Source organism: Mesorhizobium sp. NZP2077 (assembly GCF_013170805.1).
Taxonomy (GTDB): Bacteria; Pseudomonadota; Alphaproteobacteria; order Rhizobiales; family Rhizobiaceae; genus Mesorhizobium.
In genome coordinates, this window is the sequence record NZ_CP051293.1 from 1265474 (window position 1) to 1283602 (window position 18129).

An 18129-nucleotide genomic window follows, 5' to 3' on the forward strand; every position below is an offset into this window, starting at 1 on the left:
AAGAGATTGGTGAAGATTGGCGCTATCCAACGCCTTCCTTTCACCAATATTTGCCCCGAAAAGGCCGTCAACGGCACAGTTTGGGGTTGTCACGGTAGCTTCGCGCGAACCGACCACAAGGGATGCCATGGGCCAGCCGCCAGCTTTGCTCGGAAAATCTTAAGGACGTAAAGATGGAAAATATCGCACTCGCCGATCCGGGCGCGCAATTGTCGGTTTGGTCGCTGTTCCTTTCGGCCAGCTGGGTGGTCAAGCTGGTCATGATCGGCTTGCTCTGCGCCTCGGTCTGGACCTGGGCGATCATCGTCGACAAGCTCGTCTCCTATGGCCGCATGCGGCTGGCGCTCAACCGGTTCGAGCAGGTCTTCTGGTCCGGGCAGTCGCTGGAAGAACTCTACCGCACGCTCGCCGACCGCAAAACCAGCGGCATGGGCGCCATTTTCGTCGCCGCCATGCGCGAGTGGAAGAAGAGCTTCGAGAAGGGCGCCAAGACGCCGCTCGGGCTGCAGACCCGCATCGACAAGGCGATGGACCTGGCGCTGACCCGCGAGATGGAAAAACTGGAGGGACGCCTCGGCTTCCTCGCCACCACGGGCTCGGCGGCCCCCTTCATCGGCCTGTTCGGCACGGTCATCGGCATCATGACGTCGTTCCAGGCGATTGCCGGCTCCAAGAACACCAGCCTTGCTGTGGTCGCGCCCGGCATCGCCGAGGCGCTGCTGGCAACGGCCATCGGCCTGCTCGCAGCCATCCCGGCCGTCATCGCCTATAACAAGCTGTCATCGGATGCGAGCAAGATCGCTGTGCGCATGGAAGGGTTCTCCGACGAGTTCTCCGCCATACTCTCGCGCCAAATCGATGAAAAAGTCGCGCCGAAGGCCTGAGGAGCAACGAGATGGGTATGTCCGTAGGCATGGGGGGACGCGGCGGGCGCGGCCACCGGCGGCGCGGCCGTCACCATGCATTGATGTCGGAAATCAACGTCACACCGATGGTCGACGTGATGCTGGTGCTGCTGATCATCTTCATGGTCGCCGCACCCATGCTGACGGTCGGCGTGCCGATCGACCTGCCGGATACGCAGGCCAAGGCGATGAATGCCGACACGCAGCCAATCACCGTCTCCATCGATGCCACGGGCAAGATCTTTCTGCAGGAAACCGAGATCCCGATCGAGGAGCTGGTGGCCAAGCTGCAGGCGATCTCAAAGACCGGTTACGAGGAACGTATCTTCATCCGTGGCGACAAGTCTACCGACTATGGCACTGCGATGAAGGTCATGGCCCGCATTTCGGCCGCTGGCTACAAGAATATCGGGCTGGTTTCGCTGCAGGAACAGGATCAATAAACGCGAGATGAAGACCGGCCTCACCACATCGGTGATCTTGCACGCGGCGGTGCTGGCCTTCGGCCTGTTCACCCTGTCGGCGCCGGCCGCGCTTCCGTCCGCCGATGTCGAGTCCGTCGCGGTCGATATCGTGCCGATGGAAGCCATTGCGCAGACGCTGCAGGGCGACAAGAAGGCCGTGATGCACGAAAAGCCGGCGCCGCTGCCGACGCAGCGTCCCGATATCGTGCCGGCTGCGCAGAAGGTCGGCGAAAACAGCGTCGACACCGACAAGCCGATAACGCCGGAGGCCAAGCCGAAGCCGGTCGACACCACATCGGCTCCGCCGCCGGCGCCAACCCCGACCGAAAAGCCGAAGCCCGAGGACGTGCCGAAGCCGCAGGAAAAGCCCAAGCCCATTCCGGCGACGGAAGTGGCGCCGGCGCCGACGCCCAAGGAAGAGGTCAAGCCCGAGCCGGTCAAGCAGACGGAACCCAAGCCGACGCCGGCCCCCCCCCCCCCCCCCCCCCCCCCCCCCCCCCCGACCCCACCGCCGCAGGACAAGACCGCGGCAATAGATCCGACGCCCGAGGTCAAGCCGGATGCGGTCCCCGAGGCCATAGCCAAGGACCCGCCGACCGAAGAGACGCAACTGCCGAGTTCGGCGCCGGCACCTGAAGCGCGGCCGAAGCCGCAGCCGGCACCGGCCGAAAGCGCCAAGGCGCCGGAGCGCAAGGATGCCGACAAGCCGGTCAAGGACGCTTCGTCGAAGCCGAAGTCCGACGACAAGCAATTCAACGCGAACGAGATATCGGCCCTGCTCGACAAGCAGAAGCCATCCGGCGGCGGCGCCAAGCGTTCGACGCAGCAGGCGTCGCTTGGCGGTGACAAAGATCAGGGTCAAAAGCTGTCGAAGTCGGAGCAGGGCGCGCTGGAGAGCCAGTTGGGTGGTTGCTGGACCTTGCCGGTCGGGCTGGAAGGTTCAGAGAATTTCGTCGTCGTCGTGCGCTTCAACCTGGACAACTCCGGCAAACTCGATGGTCGCCCGTCCGTCGAAAAGTCGAGCGGCAACCGGCAATTCGATGAAAGCGCGGTGCGCGCGGTTCAGAAATGCGACGTGGCCGGCCTGCAGGTTCCGGCCGGCAAGCAGGACATCTGGAACGACATCCGGGTCACCTTCGATCCAAGGGAGATGCTGGGCCTCTAGGCCCTGACATCCGAAAATCAGTATGAGAAGCGAGAAGACATGAAATCAATCCTCAAGCCGCTCCTGATGATCGCAGCAATGGCGATGGGCATGACCGCTGCCGGCACGCTGCCGGCGCTGGCGCTCGTCGAGCTCAATGTCAACAAGGGCAATGTCGAGCCGCTGCCGATCGCCATCACGGATTTCCAGGGCGGCGACGCGCTTGGCGCCCAGATATCCCAGATCGTCACCGCTGACCTGAAGCGCTCCGGGCTGTTCGCGCCGATCGACAAGAGCGCTTTCATCGAAAAGATTACGAACCCGGACGCCGCCCCTCGCTTCGACGACTGGAAGGTGATCAATGCCCAGGCGCTGGTCACCGGCAGCGTCAGCAAGGAAGCAGACGGGCGCATCCGTGCGCAGTACCGGCTTTGGGACACTTTCGCCGGTCAGCAGATGGCGGGCGAGCAGTTCTTCGCCAACGACGCCAATCAGCGCCGCGTCGCCCACATCATCGCCGACGCGATCTATGAGCGGCTGACCGGCGAGAAGGGCTATTTCGACACGCGTGTCGTCTTCATCGACGAGTCCGGCGCCAAGAACGCCCGCAAGAAGCGGCTCGCCATCATGGACCAGGATGGCGCCAACGTCCGCTACCTCTCGGATGGCAAGTCGATCGTGCTGACGCCGCGTTTCTCGCCGAACCGGCAGGAAATCACTTACATGTCCTACGAAAGCGGCCAGCCGCGGGTCTATCTCCTGCAGATCGAGACCGGGCAGCGCGAGCTGGTCGGCAACTTCCCTGGCATGACGTTTGCGCCGCGCTTCTCGCCCGACGGCCAGAAGGTGATCATGAGCCTGCTGCGCGACGACGGCAATTCCAACATCTTCGCCATGGACCTGCGCAGCCGCTCGACGACGCGGCTGACCAACTCGACCGCCATCGACACCTCGCCCTCGTATTCGCCCGACGGCAGCAAGGTGGTGTTCACTTCCGACCGTGGCGGCCGTGCCCAGATCTATGTCATGGGCGCCGACGGCTCGGGCCAGACCCGCATCTCCTTCGGCGACGGCGTCTATTCGACGCCGGTGTGGTCGCCACGCGGCGATCTCATCGCCTTCACCAAGCAGACCGGCGGCGAATTCCAGATCGGCGTCATGAAGACCGATGGTTCGGGCGAGCGCATCCTGTCGTCCGGCTTCCAGCAGGAAGGACCGACCTGGGCGCCGAATGGCCGCGTGCTGATGTTCTTCCGCGATTCCGCAGGGGGGCCAAAACTGGTTTCGGTCGATCTTACCGGGCGTAATGAGCAATCGATCCCGACGGCGAATTTCGCTTCGGACCCGGCCTGGTCGCCGTTGTTGGAATAGAGGAATTGAAGAACTGGCGAATTGAAGAACTGAAGAATGGGAGAAGGCGGGCAGCTACATTAAGCGCGCGAAGGATCTAGAGGTTTATAAGCGCGCTGATACGGTTTCTCTCGACCTACATAGAGCCACGCTCGCTTTCCCGAAGATTGAGCAATACGCAACTGGTCGGCCAGTGCGCGTCGAAGGCTTCTGTGCAGCGGGGATTGGGATCGTCAATGGTGGCGACACACTACCGGAACTTCGATGCGCTGCGGCTGTTCGCGGCGGGCACGGTCGTATTTTCGCACTCGTTTCTGATAGCCACGGGGTCCGAAGCGACAGAGCCGTTGGCAGGCACGGGACGAGTGACCGGCATCTACGGCGTCTTCATCTTCTTCATTCTCAGCGGCTTTCTGGTAACCGAGAGCGCGAAGCGCACCGCGACCCTCCCCGACTTCATGCTCAAGAGATTTTTGAGGATTGCGCCGGCGCTGGTCGTGAGCACCTTGGTTGTCGCCTATTTGGTCTGCCCGCCGTTCGCTGCCGACGGGCCGTTGGCCTTCGTCATTGACGGTTCGGTGCTCAACCTGGTCATGCAGATCGTCTCGCTGCACAGCGCGGGTTTCTACTTTGCCAATGTGACCTTCTATCCGAAGCTGAACGAGGCCGACTGGCTGCCAAGTGTTGCAAACGGAGTGCTGTGGACCATCCGGATTGAGGTCATCGGCTATGTGCTGATCGGGTTGATGGCCGCTGCCTCGCTGTTCAAGGCACGGCTGCAACCGGTCATGATCGCGATCGTCATTAGTCTCATCGTCGCGACCATGGCCTATGCTTATTCCGTGAAGACGAAATGGATCTCGGAACTGCTGCTGGTCCTGCCATCGCTGTGCTGCGGCATTCTCATGAACTGGCTGGTCCAGCGTCACCGGCCGAGCGGATGGATCGCTCTGGCATCTCTCACCGGCCTCGTCCCGGCTGCATATTTCGGCGTCCTGCCGCAGGCCTTCTGCTTTCTCGTCGCCTATCCGCTGATCTGGTTCGGCGGCGCGGCATTCAACCCGATGCCCCGCTTCTATGAAGGGACGGACATTTCCTATGGCGTTTACCTCTACGGCTGGCCGATCACACAGTTAATCCGGCATTTTGTCGGACCCGACCTAAATGGGTACGAAATGACCGCCTTGGCCTTGCCAGCGACGATGGCGGCGGCGTGGCTCTCGTGGCGGTTCATCGAGAAGCCGGCGCTTCGCTTCAAACCGGCGCGTCGTCAAGACGCGCCGCCGCAATCACTTCGGGCCTGACGGCTCTGCATCAACGATGCCTGCTGTGAAGCCACTGTTCCTGCCGGGCGCTCCTCAAGGCCCTCTCAACGGGGACTTAAGTGCCGATCATACAGTGCCGCGCGAGGCTAAAACCCGCTGTCGAGAAATCAAAACCGGCTGTCGCGCTACGGGAGACGTGGATATCCCTTACGTGCTCGACCTGGAATGGATCTTGCAGGCGCAACGCGACGAATGGGTACAATCCTATGCCCGCATCTACCCTATGCCCGCATCTACGAAATGCTGCTGAATCTCAGACAGAAGCTAAAGTGATTTCTCTCTTCAGTTCTTCAATTCCCCACCTCCTCAATTCCTCATTTTCCACGCCTTTGTCGTGTTTTGGCCGTATTTCCGCCTAGGGTCCGCGCCAACTGTGGCCTCGGATCAAGAGGTTGCGGACGGGCAGCCTAAACCAAATTTTAACCGTGTTTCTTGAATGCCGGTTAACCCAAACGTGGTTACTGGGTGATCAACGAAATCACTCGAATACGATCACTCGAAATACGAAGGAGAGGCGGCATGGGCCGTATCGCAGCACTTACCAGAAACCCGGTCATGATCGCGCTGGTGGCGATGCTCGCCATCACCGGTTGCGCCTCGAAGAAGACCCCGAACAATGCCGCTGACCTTGGCCTCAACGGTGCCGGTGCCGCAACGCCCGGCTCGGCGAAGGACTTCACCGTCAATATCGGCGACCGCATCTTCTTCGACACGGACTCGACCTCGATCCGTGCCGACGCGCAGACGACGCTTTCGCGCCAGGCGCAGTGGCTGAACCAGTACAAGCAGTATGCCATCGTCGTCGAAGGTCATGCCGACGAACGCGGCACGCGCGAATACAATCTGGCGCTCGGTGCCCGCCGCGCCGCGGCTACCCGCGACTTCCTGGTCTCCAAGGGCGTCGCTTCCAGCCGCCTGAAGACGATTTCCTACGGCAAGGAGCGTCCGGTCGCTGTGTGCGACGACATCTCCTGCTGGTCGCAGAACCGCCGTGCGGTCACAACGCTCAGCGGCGCCGGTTCCTGAGCCGGATACAGCCGATCGGCGCGTCGCAAGATGCGCCGCTGTCGAGCGACAAAAATACAACACACCTTTGCGAAAGGCGGCCCTCGGGCCGCCTTTTTCATATCCGGACACCTGAAACAAAATTTGGCCGAAGTCTCGCGCCCTGCTATGAGCCGAGGGCGCTTGGCTGGTCCCACTCTGGTTGGAAGGCGCGAAACAGACTAACGACACACGGCGAGAGGCACATGCATTTGAGATCGGTTCTGAGCGGCACGCTTGCGCTGCTGCTCCTATCAGGCGTCATCGCCCCGGCTAGTGGCCTGGGGGCCAGTGGCACAGGGCAATCAACCGACAGCGGCTTTTCCTTCCATCTGCCCAGCATCGAGCTGCCCAGTCTTTTCGGGGAAAAGAAGAAGCCGGATCAGGTCCAGATGGTGCAGTCCGATCCTACTGCCGTCACCAGCCTGGAAGACCAGTTGCGGCAGATGAACGGCAAGATCGAGGAACTCAATTTCCAGGTCCTGCAGATGCAGGAGCAGATCCGCAAGCAGCAGGAAGACAACGAGTTCCGCTTCCAGCAACTGGAAGGCGGCTCGCAGGGCGGACAGGCACCGGCGGCACCGAAGAAGAAGTCCGACGCAACCACCGACACCAACACCGACGTGGCCGCGGCTCCGGCAACCCAGGCGCCGGCCGATGCCGGCGCCGCGACCGGCAGCGATCAGTCGACCGGCGGCAAGACGGTTGAGGATGTCATCGTCGAATCACCCGATGGCGATCCCGGCAAGGTGATCCCCGGCACGGGAGCGCCGGAAAAGACTTTTGGCTCGATCACCGTCGACAAGAACGGCAATGTGATCGACGCCGGCGGCAAGACCCAGGCAACCGCGCCGGCGCAAGACATTGCCCCGGCCACCGACGCTCCGGCCAAGGCCGGCAAGTCCAATGGCACCATCGTCGCGGCGCTGCCTTCCACCAAGGACCCGGAAGAGCTTTACCGCAATTCCTATCAGTTCATCCTGTCGGGCGATTACAGCACGGCCGAACAGGGTTTCCGCGATCATATCTCGCGCTTCCCCAAAGATGCCAAGACGGCGGACGCGCATTACTGGCTGGGTGAATCGCTGCTTGGCCAGCAGAAATACCGCGACGCGGCCGAAGTCTTCCTCGCCGCCAGCAAGGACTACCCGAAGGCCAAGAAGGCACCCGACATGCTGTTGAAGCTCGGCGTGTCGCTGGTCGGCCTCAAGCAACACGATGTCGCCTGCGCCACCTTCAGCGAGGTCGGCAAGCGCTACCCCGATATCTCCAATGCACTCAAGGAACGCGTCAAGCAGGAGAAGGCCCTGGCTGCGTGCTGATTTTTCCTACGCATGTCTCAGTCCCAAAACCGGGACCACTTTTGGATGACATGCGTTGATGCTCGCGACTGAGGCCGATCTTTCGACCAGCCTTCTTTCCCATGCGAAGAGCCTCTTCTCGCATATCGATTTTAGCCACGGCGCCGTTGCGGCCGTGTCTGGCGGCAGCGACTCGACGGCCCTGCTTCTCCTTCTCAAACTGCATCTCGATCGAACCGCGCCGTCAGCGAAGCTGCTGGCCGTGACGGTTGACCATGGCCTGCGACAAGGTTCGGCGGCCGAGGCGCAGACCGTGGCGAAGCTTTGCGCTGAGCGCGGCATTGCCCACCGCACCCTGGCCTGGGCCGGAAGCAAGCCATCGACCGGTCTGCCGGCGGCGGCGCGGGATGCGCGCTACCGGCTGCTGGCCGAAGCGGCGCGCGCGCAAGGCATCGGCCTGATCGTCACCGGCCATACCGCCGACGACCAGGCCGAGACGGTGCTGATGCGGCAGGCGCGGGATGAGGGCCGGGAGTTTGCCGAAGTCGCAGGCCGCGGGCTTGCCGGCATGGCACCAGCCACGCTCTATGATTGGCGCGAGTGGATCGTTCGCCCGCTTCTGGGCACGCGGCGCGCAGCACTTCGCGATTTCCTGCGGCGTGAACATGTCGGCTGGGCCGATGATCCGACCAACACCGACTTGGCCTTCGAGCGGCCACGCGTGCGCGCCGCGCTTGCCGGCGAGAGCGTCGAGTCCATGGAGGGCAGGCTGCTGCTCGCCGGCCAGGCCGCCGTGGAGCGCAGTCGGCTTGGCGCCGGCGCCGCCGATCTGATCCATCGCTTTGCCAGCCAGCCGGCCACGGGTCTCATCCGCCTCGACCTAAGCCTGCTTTCGGCCGGCGACGATCGGGCGGCCATCCACGCGTTGCGTATTTTGCTGGCCACCGCCGGTGGCGCTGCCTTTCTTCCGGACCAGGCACGCAGCGAGGCGTTGTTCGATCGGCTGAAGGGCGGATTTCTTTGCGCCACATTGTCGCGGACCGTGGTTGATTTCCGGCGTGCCGGCATCTTCCTGCGCCGCGAGGCACGGGGTTTGCCGCTCGCCACTGCTGCTGTCGACAACACCATCTGGGATGGCCGTCGCCACATCACATTGAACGACAGCTCCGGCGGATTGTTGATCGCTCCGCTGGGTGCGACCGCAGCGAAGCGCCTGGAGATCGATGATGGAGAAATCCCGGTAAGCCTGATGCGTGCTGCATTGGCTGCGGAACCGACATCCCAGCAAGCCTTTGAAACCCCTGGCTTGCCGCAGGGCGAGCCAGGGTCGGCAGGGTTCGTGGTGCGGCCGGTCGTGTCGCCTTTTGCCCGCTTTCTGCCGTCCTTCGATCTGGCGCCGGCGCGGGCCGTCGCGGGGTTGATCGGCGCGTCGCCGCTTCCCCCGCCGCCATTGCGCGGCCACAGTGCCGATTGATGGTTGGTCGAAAGCTTAACCCATACGTGCTGTTCTGCTTGGCAAGGGGAGGCGCTCTCCCTATGTTAGGCCCAAGTTTCCTCTCATGATGCTGTCCGTCCGCGGACGCCAACGGGACAATTGATGAATCCGAACTATCGCAACCTCGCGCTCTGGGCGATCATAGCGGTCCTGCTCATCGCTCTTTTCAATCTGTTCCAGACGCCGCAGACGCGCGGGGCTTCGAGCGATGTGCCTTATTCGCAGTTCCTGCAGGATGTCGCGGCCGGCCGAGTCAAGACGGTGACCATTGCGGGTGCCCGCATCACCGGCACCTACACCGACAATTCCACCGGCTTCCAGACCTATTCGCCCGGCGATCCCCAGCTGGTCTCTCGGCTGCAGGACAAGAATGTCACCATCAATGCGCGGCCTGAAACCGACGGTTCCAATTCGCTGTTCGGTTACCTGATCTCGTGGCTGCCGATGATCCTCATCCTCGGCGTCTGGATATTCTTCATGCGCCAGATGCAGTCCGGATCCGGGCGCGCCATGGGTTTTGGCAAGTCGAAGGCCAAGCTCCTCACGGAGGCGCATGGACGCGTTACCTTCCAGGACGTCGCTGGCGTCGATGAAGCCAAGGAAGATTTGGAAGAGATCGTCGAGTTCCTGCGCGACCCGCAGAAGTTCCAGCGCCTCGGCGGCAAGATTCCGCGCGGCGTGCTGCTGGTCGGCCCTCCCGGTACCGGCAAGACGCTGCTCGCCCGCTCGGTCGCCGGCGAAGCCAACGTGCCGTTCTTCACCATTTCTGGTTCGGACTTCGTCGAGATGTTCGTCGGCGTCGGCGCATCCCGTGTGCGTGACATGTTCGACCAGGCCAAGAAGAATGCGCCCTGCATCATCTTCATCGACGAAATCGACGCCGTCGGCCGCCATCGCGGCGCCGGCCTCGGCGGCGGCAATGACGAACGCGAGCAGACGCTGAACCAGCTGCTGGTCGAGATGGACGGCTTCGAATCCAATGAAAGCATCATCCTGATCGCCGCCACCAACCGTCCCGACGTGCTCGATCCGGCGTTATTGCGTCCGGGCCGGTTCGACCGCCAGGTGGTGGTGCCGAACCCCGACATCGTCGGCCGCGAGAAGATCCTCAAGGTGCATGTGCGCAACGTGCCGCTGGCGCCCAATGTCGATCTCAAGGTCGTTGCACGCGGCACGCCGGGCTTCTCCGGCGCCGACCTGATGAACCTGGTCAACGAATCGGCGCTGATGGCGGCGCGGCGCAACAAGCGCCTCGTTACCATGGCCGAGTTCGAGGACGCCAAGGACAAGATCATGATGGGCGCCGAGCGCCGCTCGTCGGCGATGACCCAGGCCGAGAAGGAGCTGACCGCCTATCACGAGGCCGGCCACGCCATCCTGGCGCTCAACGTGCCGTCGGCGGACCCGCTGCACAAGGCCACCATCATCCCGCGTGGCCGGGCACTCGGCATGGTCATGCAGTTGCCGGAAGGCGACCGCTATTCGATGAGCTACAAGTACATGATCTCGCGCCTGGCCATCATGATGGGCGGCCGCGTTGCCGAGGAGTTCAAGTTCGGCAAGGAGAACATCACTTCGGGCGCTTCCTCCGACATCGAGCAGGCGACCAAGCTGGCGCGCGCCATGGTCACGCGCTGGGGCTTCTCCGACAAGCTCGGTCATGTCGCCTATGGCGACAACCAGGAAGAGGTGTTCCTCGGACATTCGGTGGCGCGCACGCAGAACATCTCGGAAGAGACCGCGCAGATCATCGACGCCGAAGTGCGCCGCCTGATCGACGAGGCCTACGTCTCGGCCAAATCCATCCTGACCAAGAAGAAGAAGGAATGGATCACGCTGGCGCAGGGCCTGCTCGAATACGAGACGCTGTCTGGCGAAGAGATCAAGCAGCTGATCGCCGGTCAGAAGCCCTCGCGCGATCTTGGCGACGATACGCCGACCAGCCGTGGCTCGGCCGTGCCGAAGTCCGGTGGCCGCCGCAAGAAGGGCCCCGAGCCCGAAGGCGGCATGGAGCCGCAGCCGCAGGGCTAGAGCAATTCCAGGAGAAGTGTGAGCGGTTTTCCGTCTGGAATCGCGTCAAAACAAAGAGTTAGAGCGGTTCGCCGTTTCCATGAAACGGTGAAACGCTCTAACCCAGGGCGGACAGCAGATCCTCCGGACAAGCCCGGGGATCACGGCTGAACGTGTGCGTGAAAAACGGTGAGCTGCTTTATCCGCCGTATTCGATTTTATGATTCAGCTTTGAGCCGCGCATTGCACAGGCTGTAATAACCGCCGCCCTTCTGTATCCAGCGAAGGCCATTCAACGTACCTGCCTCCTTGTTGCCGTGGTAACCCTGGAGGCAGGTTTTCATCCGCGCCTTCGCGGGCTTTTCTGTCTTGAACTCGGCGGCGAGTGTGGTCGGGAATGTCACGCCCGCCGGCGCCACAGTGGGGGCGACCGCCGCGCCGGTTTCCTTTTTCGGCTGCGGCGCGGTTTTGACGGTATCCGCGCTGACACTCTCCGCAGCGGAAGCCGCGCATTTCTCCTTGCGGAAAGCGGCCCAGTCCATGCCGTTCAGAGTGCCGCCTTCCTTGGCTGTCCGATAGGTCTCGCCGCATTCCTTCATCGTCAGTGCGCTTGCAGGGCCGACGCTTCAAGCAACCAATGCCGTCGCACCCAATACCGCCAATTTCAAATTGAGCATAAGATCCTCCTGGTTGATAACAAGCTAATGTCTTTTTGTATACTGTTTGTTCCTGGTATGTTCAATAAAAATCTTTGGGAGCTACCGACAAGCCTGGCGGTGGGCAGTGTGGGCGAATTGATGATGCCGACAGCTCCCGCGATATACGGATGCGGGCAAGGCGGCGGACGTCGTCGCGCGCAACAAAAGGCCCGCGAAGCAGATGCATCGCGGGCCTTTGCCGGTCCTTGCCAGATTTTCCGTCTACTTCAATTCGATCTCAACCGGCTCATGCCTCATCGATCTGGGGGAATACCATGCGTGGCTCAGCCCTTCAGCTTGGCATTGCACAGGCTGTAGAAGCCGCCGCCCTTCTGGATCCACTTCAGGCCGCCAAGCGCGTTGGCGTCCTTGAGGACATAGTACTGGTCGAGGCAGGTGTGCATGCGGCCCTTTCCGGGGGTCTCGCTGGCATATTTCGCCGAGATCGCGGACGGGAAGGTGACGCCCTTGGGCGCAACCGTGGTCGGCTTTGCCGGCTCCTTGGTGTAGTTTGCTTCACTCGGAGCAGGCACGCTGTCGTCATCGGACGCGGCGGCACCGCATTCGGCCTTGCGGAAGTCGTTCCACTTCTGGCCCTTCAGCGTGTTCGCCGTCTTGGCAGCCTGGTACTTGGCGCTGCACTCGGCCATGGTCAGGCCCTTGCCGTCGGCGGCAGCCGCGGCAGCCTTGGTGGTTGCCGGCTTGGTGGTTGCCGGCTTGGTGGTATCGGCGGCGGCGGACGCGCCGGCGGCGCATTCGGCCTTGCGGAAGTCGTTCCACTTCTGGCCGTTCAGCGTGCCGGCAGCCTTCGCCGCCTGGTACTTGGCACTGCATTCCTTGGCCGTCAGGCCCTTGGCCGTGCTGTCAGCCGCCGCGGCCGCAGCCTTGGTGGTCTTGGCCGGCTTGGTTTCGGCAGCCTTGGTCGTGGCCGGCTTGGTGTCCGTGGTGGCAGCGGCGTCGGTGCCGCACTGTGCCTTGCGGAACTGGTTCCAGGTTGCCCCGGCAAGTGTCCCCGCGTCCTTGGCGGCGTTATACTTCGTGCTGCATTCGGCCATCGTCAACGCGTTGGCTGGCGCGGCCAGGAACAACGTCGCTACGGCAAGGCCGGTCAAAGTGGCAAGTCGGTGGATGAGCATGGCGTTTCTCCGTTGCAGCAGCCCATTATACGTCCCTGCGAATCAATAACGCTCAACGGTCGGTTGCGCCAGATGCTAAGTGAGGTATATATCGCCGGGACCTGGCTTCTCCCGATAAGGTGATGAAATCATTGTTCCTTACGGGTCAAAAACAAGATTTTCCGCGTGCATCCGCGCCGAATAGCTCGCAGAACTGGTATATTGCGGCGCCACAATGTCGTCATGTTAGGCTGCGGCTTTGTTGTGTGCGGTGCACAACAATGATTTTCTAAGGATTGGTAACATATAATCACACAATGTGATCATGGCGCACCGGCCAATTGTGGCATGAGATGCCGGCAAAGAACCTTCAGGGACTCTAACTAGCATGGCAGGAAATTACTTCGGCACCGACGGCATTCGCGGGCGCGCCAACAAGTTTCCGATGACCGCTGAAATCGCTATGCGCGTCGGCATGGCCGCAGGCCTTTCGTTCCAGCGCGGCAGCCACCGTCATCGTGTCGTTCTCGGCAAGGACACCAGGCTTTCGGGCTACATGATCGAGAATGCGATGGTGGCCGGTCTTTGCGCCGCCGGCATGGATGTTTTCTTGCTCGGGCCGATCCCGACGCCGGCCGTTGCCATGCTGGTGCGTTCGTTGCGCGCCGATATCGGCGTCATGATCTCGGCCTCGCACAACCCCTATTACGACAATGGCATCAAGCTGTTCGGTCCGGACGGCTACAAGCTCTCCGACGAGATCGAAGAGCGCATCGAGAGCATGCTCGACAAGGATATCGAACTGGCACTCGCCGATTCTGACGGGCTTGGCCGCGCCAAGCGCGTCGACGGCGTGCATGACCGCTACATCGAATTCGCCAAGCGCACCTTGCCGCGCTCGATGTCGCTCTCGGGCCTCAGGATCGTCGTCGATTGCGCCAATGGCGCCGCCTACAAGGTGGCGCCCGAGGCGCTGTGGGAGCTCGGCGCCGAAGTCGTGGCCATCAATGTCGAGCCCAACGGCTTCAACATCAACAAGGAATGCGGCTCGACCCATCCGGCCGGCCTGCAGAAGAAAGTGCATGAAGTGCGCGCCGATATCGGTATCGCGCTCGATGGCGATGCCGACCGTGTCGTGATCGTCGACGAGAATGGCGCGATCGTCGATGGTGACCAGATCATGGCGCTGATCGCCGAATCCTGGCATCAGAGCGGACGGCTTGCCGGCGGCGGCGTGGTTTCCACGGTCATGTCCAATCTCGGCCTCGAACGCTTCCTCGGCGACATGAAGCTGCAATTGCACCGTACCAAGGTCGGCGACCGCTATGTCGTGGAGCATATGCGCGCGCACGGGCTCAATGTCGGCGGCGAGCAGTCGGGCCACATCGTGCTGTCGGATTTCTCGACCACCGGCGACGGTCTCGTATCGGCGCTGCAGGTGCTGGCCTGTATCAAGCGCCAGGGTCGTCCGGTCAGCGAACTGTCGAAGAAGTTCGAGCCGGTGCCGCAACTCCTGAAGAACGTCCGTATCGCCGGCGGCAAGCCGCTCGAGGAAGCTCCGGTCAAGGCCGCCATCGAGGATGCACTCCACCGTCTCGGCAAGGCCGGGCGGCTGGTCATCCGTCCCTCCGGCACCGAGCCGCTGATCCGTGTCATGGCCGAGGGCGACGATCCGCAGCTGGTCGAGGCTGTCGTCAACGACATCGTCGAGGTTATCTCGGAAACCCGCAGCGCCGCCTGATCTCCAGCGCGCCCAAGAGGCGTCACGCTGCCGCTCTCCGGTCGCATCCAGGCCCGCCCTTCCGGCGGGCTTTTTGTTGACCGGGAACCGGCCCGCCTGGCTGTCGAAATCATCCGCGAATGCTTCGAATTCTAGAGATTCGTGGTTAATCGACAGGGTTAAACGCCTTTTAACTTTTGCAATTCATTATCCACGCTTGAAAGCCAATCTCATTCGGACACGATCGCCGTTCCGAGGGTTCCTAGGGGTGAAAAGCATGTTCAATACAGCAAGAAAGGCCCTGTTCGCGTTGCTGTTCGCGGGCCTGGCCTGGCCAGTGTTCGCAGCCGACCTGCCCGAGCCGCAGGTCGAAGAGGCACCGCCGCCGGCTTACGAGCAGCCGGTCGATGTCGGTGGCTGGTATATCCGTGGCGACATCGACTATCACAAGTCCGATGTGCGCGGCATCGACTATTCGACCTACAGCCTCGATCCCTGCAATTGCGGTAATATCCTGGTTGGTGGCAAAAGCTTCGATTACGCCAAGCTGAAGGGCGGTTTCTCGCTCGGCGGCGGCGTCGGCTACAAGATCAGCGATCATCTGCGCGCTGACGTGACCGCCGACTACTGGTTCAAGTCGAACTTCAACGGCGGTACCTCGGATCTCCTCACATCTTCGGTCGAAGTGTCGAAGATGAGCGCCCTGTTGCTGCTCGCCAATGCCTATGTCGACATTGGCACCTGGCACGGCATCACGCCCTATGTCGGCGCCGGCATCGGCGGCGCGCATGTCAAGTGGGAGACTGTCTATGATCCGACCCCGGGCGCTACCGAGACCAATCCCGGAGCATCCAACTGGCGCTTCGCCTACGCCCTCATGGCCGGCGCTTCCTACTGCCTGACCGACAAGGTCATCCTTGATGCCGGCTATCGCTTCTCCCATATCCAGGGCGGCCGTATGTTCGAATGGGATACGAGCAGCGCGGGTCCTGGCTTCGACCGCGGCATCAACACCCACGAGGTACGCGGTGGCCTGCGCTATCAGTTCGGCGGCAATAATGGATGCGCTGCGCCGGTGGTTGCTTACCAGCCCGAACCCGAGCCGATCTACACCAAGTAAGAACGTTACAGCTTAGAATATGCGCGAACCGCCTGGCTTGACCGGGCGGTTTTCGTTTGAGCTGCCGCCAATGAATGCGTGGAACGGCAGGTTAATCAGGATCCCATGCATTAGCAGAAATGAATTCGCTAACGCTCTGTTAGCCTTAACTGCGACTTAACCACTATGGTTAACAATGCTTCCTGAAACGATGGCTGCCGCGTTGATTGCAGGCGTCGCCAAATCCGGGAGTTGGGATCATGACACTCACATCGCGTATTGTGCTGGCGCTTGCCGGACTTGGCCTCTTGCCACTGGACCCCGCATTTGCCGCCGACTACGATCCGCCGGTCTACGCCGACCAGGCGCCCGACTATGTGCCGGTCGAGGTCGGCTCGGGGTGGTATCTGCGCGGCGACGTCTCCTATCTGGTGCAGAAGAGCTTCAAAAATGGGGATTTCACCTTCCCGTCGGCGATCAACAACGAAAACTTTAGCGAGAGCGACAACGCGGCCTTCGGGAGCATCGGTTTCGGCTATCATTTCAACGATTACCTCCGCGCCGATCTCAACCTCGGCTATTTGCCGGGTAACAAGGCCAGCTTCGGCTATGACGATTCAGCGGTCGTAGCACTGCCGACATTGCCGACCCAGGGATCCGGATCGCTGAAGAACTATGCCTTCTCGGGAATACTCAATGGCTATGTCGATCTCGGCACATATGTCGGAATCACGCCCTATGTTGGCGCCGGCATCGGTTTTGTCCGCAGTTCGCGGAAGCTTTCGGCGACTTACACCGACAACAATGTCCCCGCCAACAGTTTCAGCCTGCAGGATAATGCGACACAATACTCCCTCGCCTATACTCTGAATGCCGGCCTTGCCTACCAGGTGACGAAGAATGTTGCCGTCGACCTGGGCTATCAGTATTTTTCCGCCCCGAGCGCGGAGTATGGGACGGCCGAAAGCCTGACCTCCTTTCCGGTCAAGAAGGGAATCAGCAATCACCAGGTCAAGCTCGGGCTGCGCTACGATCTCTGGTAGGCTTGGGGACAAACTGGATTTTGGCGGCGGATCCCTGCGGTCCGCCGTTTGCGTTTGAAAATCACGCGATCCTCATCGCGGATCGCCGGTATCCCGGCAGCGACATAAACTTTCCTCTTGACGCCCGAAGCCTGAACGCATATCGCCGTCCGTGGGCCACCCCTCCCCAACGAGGGGCCACTATCTGGAAGGATAGACCACGATGACGACGCATACGAAGCCCGGACTCCGTCCGGCAAACCCCAATTTCTCCTCAGGTCCCTGCGCTAAACGTCCCGGCTGGTCGGTCGAGGCGCTCAGGAATGCCGCGCTCGGCCGTTCCCATCGCGCCAAGATCGGCAAGACCAAGCTCGAACAGGCGATCGAGCTGACGCGCGAAATCCTGCAAGTTCCTGCCGACTACCGCATCGGCATCGTGCCGGCGTCGGACACAGGTGCTGTCGAGATGGCACTTTGGTCGCTGCTCGGCGAGCGCGGCGTCGACATGGTCGCCTGGGAAAGCTTCGGCTCCGGCTGGGTCACCGATGTGGTCAAGCAGCTGAAGCTCGCCGATGTGCGCAAGCTTGAGGCCGGCTACGGCGAGTTGCCGGACCTGGCCAAGATCGATTTCGACCGCGACGTGGTCTTCACCTGGAACGGCACCACGTCGGGCGTGCGCGTGCCGAACGGCGATTTCATCCCTGCCGATCGCAAGGGACTGACCATCTGCGATGCCACTTCGGCCGCCTTCGCGCAAAAGCTCGATTTCGAAAAGCTCGACGTCGTCACCTTCTCCTGGCAGAAAGTGCTGGGCGGCGAGGGCGCGCATGGCATGCTGATCCTGTCGCCCCGCGCCGTCGCGCGGCTGGAGAGCTACAAGCCTTCATGGCCGCTGCCGAAAATCTTCCGCCTGACCTCGGGCGGCAAGCTGATCGAGGGCATCTTCAAGGGTGAGACCATCAACACGCCGTCGATGCTGTGCGTCGAGGACTATCTCGACGCGCTCCACTGGGCGAAGTCGATCGGCGGCCTTGATGCACTGGTCGCCAGGGCGGATGCCAATGCGGCCGTCCTTGATGGCTTTGTCGGTAAATCATCCTGGCTCGGCCATCTCGCCGTCGCGCCGGCGACGCGGTCGAACACATCCGTATGCCTGTCCTTCACCGATCCGGATATCGCGGCGCTCGACGCTGACGCGCAGGCGGCTTTCGCCAAGGGGCTGGTTTCGGCGCTCGACAAGGAAGATGTCGCCTATGACATCGGCTCCTATCGTGACGCGCCTCCCGGCCTGCGTATCTGGTGTGGTGCGACGGTCGAGACTTCAGATATCGAAGCGCTGCTGCCCTGGCTCGACTGGGCCTTCGCCGCGCAGAAGGCGTCGCTGAAAGCAGCGGCCTGAGATTTCATGGCGGCCTGCGGGCCGCCATTTCCCCGACA

Annotated in this window: 15 protein-coding genes; 13 read left to right on the forward strand and 2 right to left on the reverse strand. The window is 61.9% G+C overall.

What is annotated here, in order from left to right; all coding sequences use genetic code 11:
* The first annotated feature begins 173 nt into the window (after positions 1-173).
* From tolQ to ftsH, 9 genes are all read left to right on the forward strand, one after another.
* Positions 174-884 carry a protein TolQ gene (tolQ, locus tag HGP13_RS06195; RefSeq protein WP_027059218.1) on the forward strand — a complete coding sequence of 237 codons (711 nt, stop codon included), beginning with the start codon at positions 174-176 and terminating at the stop codon, positions 882-884.
* Positions 885-895: 11 nt separating this feature from the next.
* Positions 896-1348 carry a protein TolR gene (gene tolR / locus HGP13_RS06200; protein ID WP_027141797.1) on the forward strand — a complete coding sequence of 151 codons (453 nt, stop codon included), beginning with the start codon at positions 896-898 and terminating at the stop codon, positions 1346-1348.
* 7 nt (positions 1349-1355) lie between these two features.
* A complete protein-coding gene (locus HGP13_RS06205; RefSeq protein WP_172222826.1) occupies positions 1356-2534 on the forward strand; it encodes a TonB family protein in 1179 nt (392 codons plus the stop codon).
* Positions 2535-2573: 39 nt separating this feature from the next.
* Entirely contained in the window at positions 2574-3884 is a 1311-nt protein-coding gene (gene tolB / locus HGP13_RS06210; RefSeq protein ID WP_172222828.1) for a Tol-Pal system beta propeller repeat protein TolB, read from the forward strand.
* 215 nt (positions 3885-4099) lie between these two features.
* Positions 4100-5167 carry an acyltransferase gene (locus HGP13_RS06215; protein WP_172222831.1) on the forward strand — a complete coding sequence of 356 codons (1068 nt, stop codon included), beginning with the start codon at positions 4100-4102 and terminating at the stop codon, positions 5165-5167.
* A gap of 540 nt (positions 5168-5707) precedes the next feature.
* Complete coding sequence (pal, locus tag HGP13_RS06220) at positions 5708-6214, forward strand: peptidoglycan-associated lipoprotein Pal (RefSeq protein WP_172222833.1); 507 nt, start codon at positions 5708-5710, stop codon at positions 6212-6214.
* A gap of 224 nt (positions 6215-6438) precedes the next feature.
* On the forward strand, positions 6439-7554 hold the full coding sequence (ybgF, locus tag HGP13_RS06225; RefSeq protein ID WP_172222836.1) for a tol-pal system protein YbgF: 1116 nt from the start codon (positions 6439-6441) through the stop codon (positions 7552-7554).
* Between the two features lie 58 nt (positions 7555-7612).
* Positions 7613-9007, forward strand: a complete 1395-nt coding sequence (gene tilS / locus HGP13_RS06230; RefSeq protein WP_172222839.1) for a tRNA lysidine(34) synthetase TilS — start codon at positions 7613-7615, stop codon at positions 9005-9007.
* Positions 9008-9130: 123 nt separating this feature from the next.
* The gene (gene ftsH / locus HGP13_RS06235) at positions 9131-11059 is read left to right on the forward strand and encodes an ATP-dependent zinc metalloprotease FtsH (RefSeq protein WP_172222841.1); all 1929 of its coding nucleotides are present in this window, start codon (positions 9131-9133) and stop codon (positions 11057-11059) included.
* A 197-nt stretch (positions 11060-11256) separates the two neighbouring features.
* Here the strand turns inward: ftsH and HGP13_RS06240 are convergent, their stop codons facing one another.
* Positions 11257-11637, reverse strand: coding sequence for a hypothetical protein (locus HGP13_RS06240; protein ID WP_246707299.1), 381 nt, complete (start codon positions 11635-11637; stop codon positions 11257-11259).
* Positions 11638-12020: 383 nt separating this feature from the next.
* The gene (locus HGP13_RS06245) at positions 12021-12872 is read right to left on the reverse strand and encodes a hypothetical protein (protein WP_172222844.1); all 852 of its coding nucleotides are present in this window, start codon (positions 12870-12872) and stop codon (positions 12021-12023) included.
* 367 nt (positions 12873-13239) lie between these two features.
* On the opposite strand from HGP13_RS06245, the gene glmM reads away from it, so the two are divergent.
* The 4 genes from glmM (at position 13240) to HGP13_RS06265 (ending at position 18091) form a co-directional block, all read left to right on the forward strand.
* The gene (gene glmM / locus HGP13_RS06250; protein WP_172222847.1) at positions 13240-14592 is read left to right on the forward strand and encodes a phosphoglucosamine mutase; all 1353 of its coding nucleotides are present in this window, start codon (positions 13240-13242) and stop codon (positions 14590-14592) included.
* Between the two features lie 256 nt (positions 14593-14848).
* Complete coding sequence (locus tag HGP13_RS06255; RefSeq protein ID WP_172222850.1) at positions 14849-15691, forward strand: outer membrane protein; 843 nt, start codon at positions 14849-14851, stop codon at positions 15689-15691.
* 239 nt (positions 15692-15930) lie between these two features.
* Complete coding sequence (locus HGP13_RS06260) at positions 15931-16713, forward strand: outer membrane protein (RefSeq protein ID WP_172222853.1); 783 nt, start codon at positions 15931-15933, stop codon at positions 16711-16713.
* Between the two features lie 202 nt (positions 16714-16915).
* On the forward strand, positions 16916-18091 hold the full coding sequence (locus HGP13_RS06265) for a phosphoserine transaminase (RefSeq protein ID WP_172222856.1): 1176 nt from the start codon (positions 16916-16918) through the stop codon (positions 18089-18091).
* Positions 18092-18129: the final 38 nt, after the last annotated feature.

Excerpts from the sequence above, each read along its gene's own strand:
- tilS (WP_172222839.1), top strand. The coding sequence starts at position 7,613 with ATGCTCGCGACTGAGGCCGATCTTTCGACCAGCCTTCTTTCCCATGCG.
- HGP13_RS06265 (WP_172222856.1), top strand. The coding sequence starts at position 16,916 with ATGACGACGCATACGAAGCCCGGACTCCGTCCGGCAAACCCCAATTTC.
- pal (WP_172222833.1), top strand. The coding sequence starts at position 5,708 with ATGGGCCGTATCGCAGCACTTACCAGAAACCCGGTCATGATCGCGCTG.
- tolR (WP_027141797.1), top strand. The coding sequence starts at position 896 with ATGGGTATGTCCGTAGGCATGGGGGGACGCGGCGGGCGCGGCCACCGG.
- tolQ (WP_027059218.1), top strand. The coding sequence starts at position 174 with ATGGAAAATATCGCACTCGCCGATCCGGGCGCGCAATTGTCGGTTTGG.
- HGP13_RS06260 (WP_172222853.1), top strand. The coding sequence starts at position 15,931 with ATGACACTCACATCGCGTATTGTGCTGGCGCTTGCCGGACTTGGCCTC.
- ftsH (WP_172222841.1), top strand. The coding sequence starts at position 9,131 with ATGAATCCGAACTATCGCAACCTCGCGCTCTGGGCGATCATAGCGGTC.
- HGP13_RS06255 (WP_172222850.1), top strand. The coding sequence starts at position 14,849 with ATGTTCAATACAGCAAGAAAGGCCCTGTTCGCGTTGCTGTTCGCGGGC.
- ybgF (WP_172222836.1), top strand. The coding sequence starts at position 6,439 with ATGCATTTGAGATCGGTTCTGAGCGGCACGCTTGCGCTGCTGCTCCTA.
- glmM (WP_172222847.1), top strand. The coding sequence starts at position 13,240 with ATGGCAGGAAATTACTTCGGCACCGACGGCATTCGCGGGCGCGCCAAC.
- HGP13_RS06205 (WP_172222826.1), top strand. The coding sequence starts at position 1,356 with ATGAAGACCGGCCTCACCACATCGGTGATCTTGCACGCGGCGGTGCTG.
- HGP13_RS06245 (WP_172222844.1), bottom strand. The coding sequence starts at position 12,872 with ATGCTCATCCACCGACTTGCCACTTTGACCGGCCTTGCCGTAGCGACG.
- HGP13_RS06215 (WP_172222831.1), top strand. The coding sequence starts at position 4,100 with ATGGTGGCGACACACTACCGGAACTTCGATGCGCTGCGGCTGTTCGCG.
- tolB (WP_172222828.1), top strand. The coding sequence starts at position 2,574 with ATGAAATCAATCCTCAAGCCGCTCCTGATGATCGCAGCAATGGCGATG.
- HGP13_RS06240 (WP_246707299.1), bottom strand. The coding sequence starts at position 11,637 with ATGAAGGAATGCGGCGAGACCTATCGGACAGCCAAGGAAGGCGGCACT.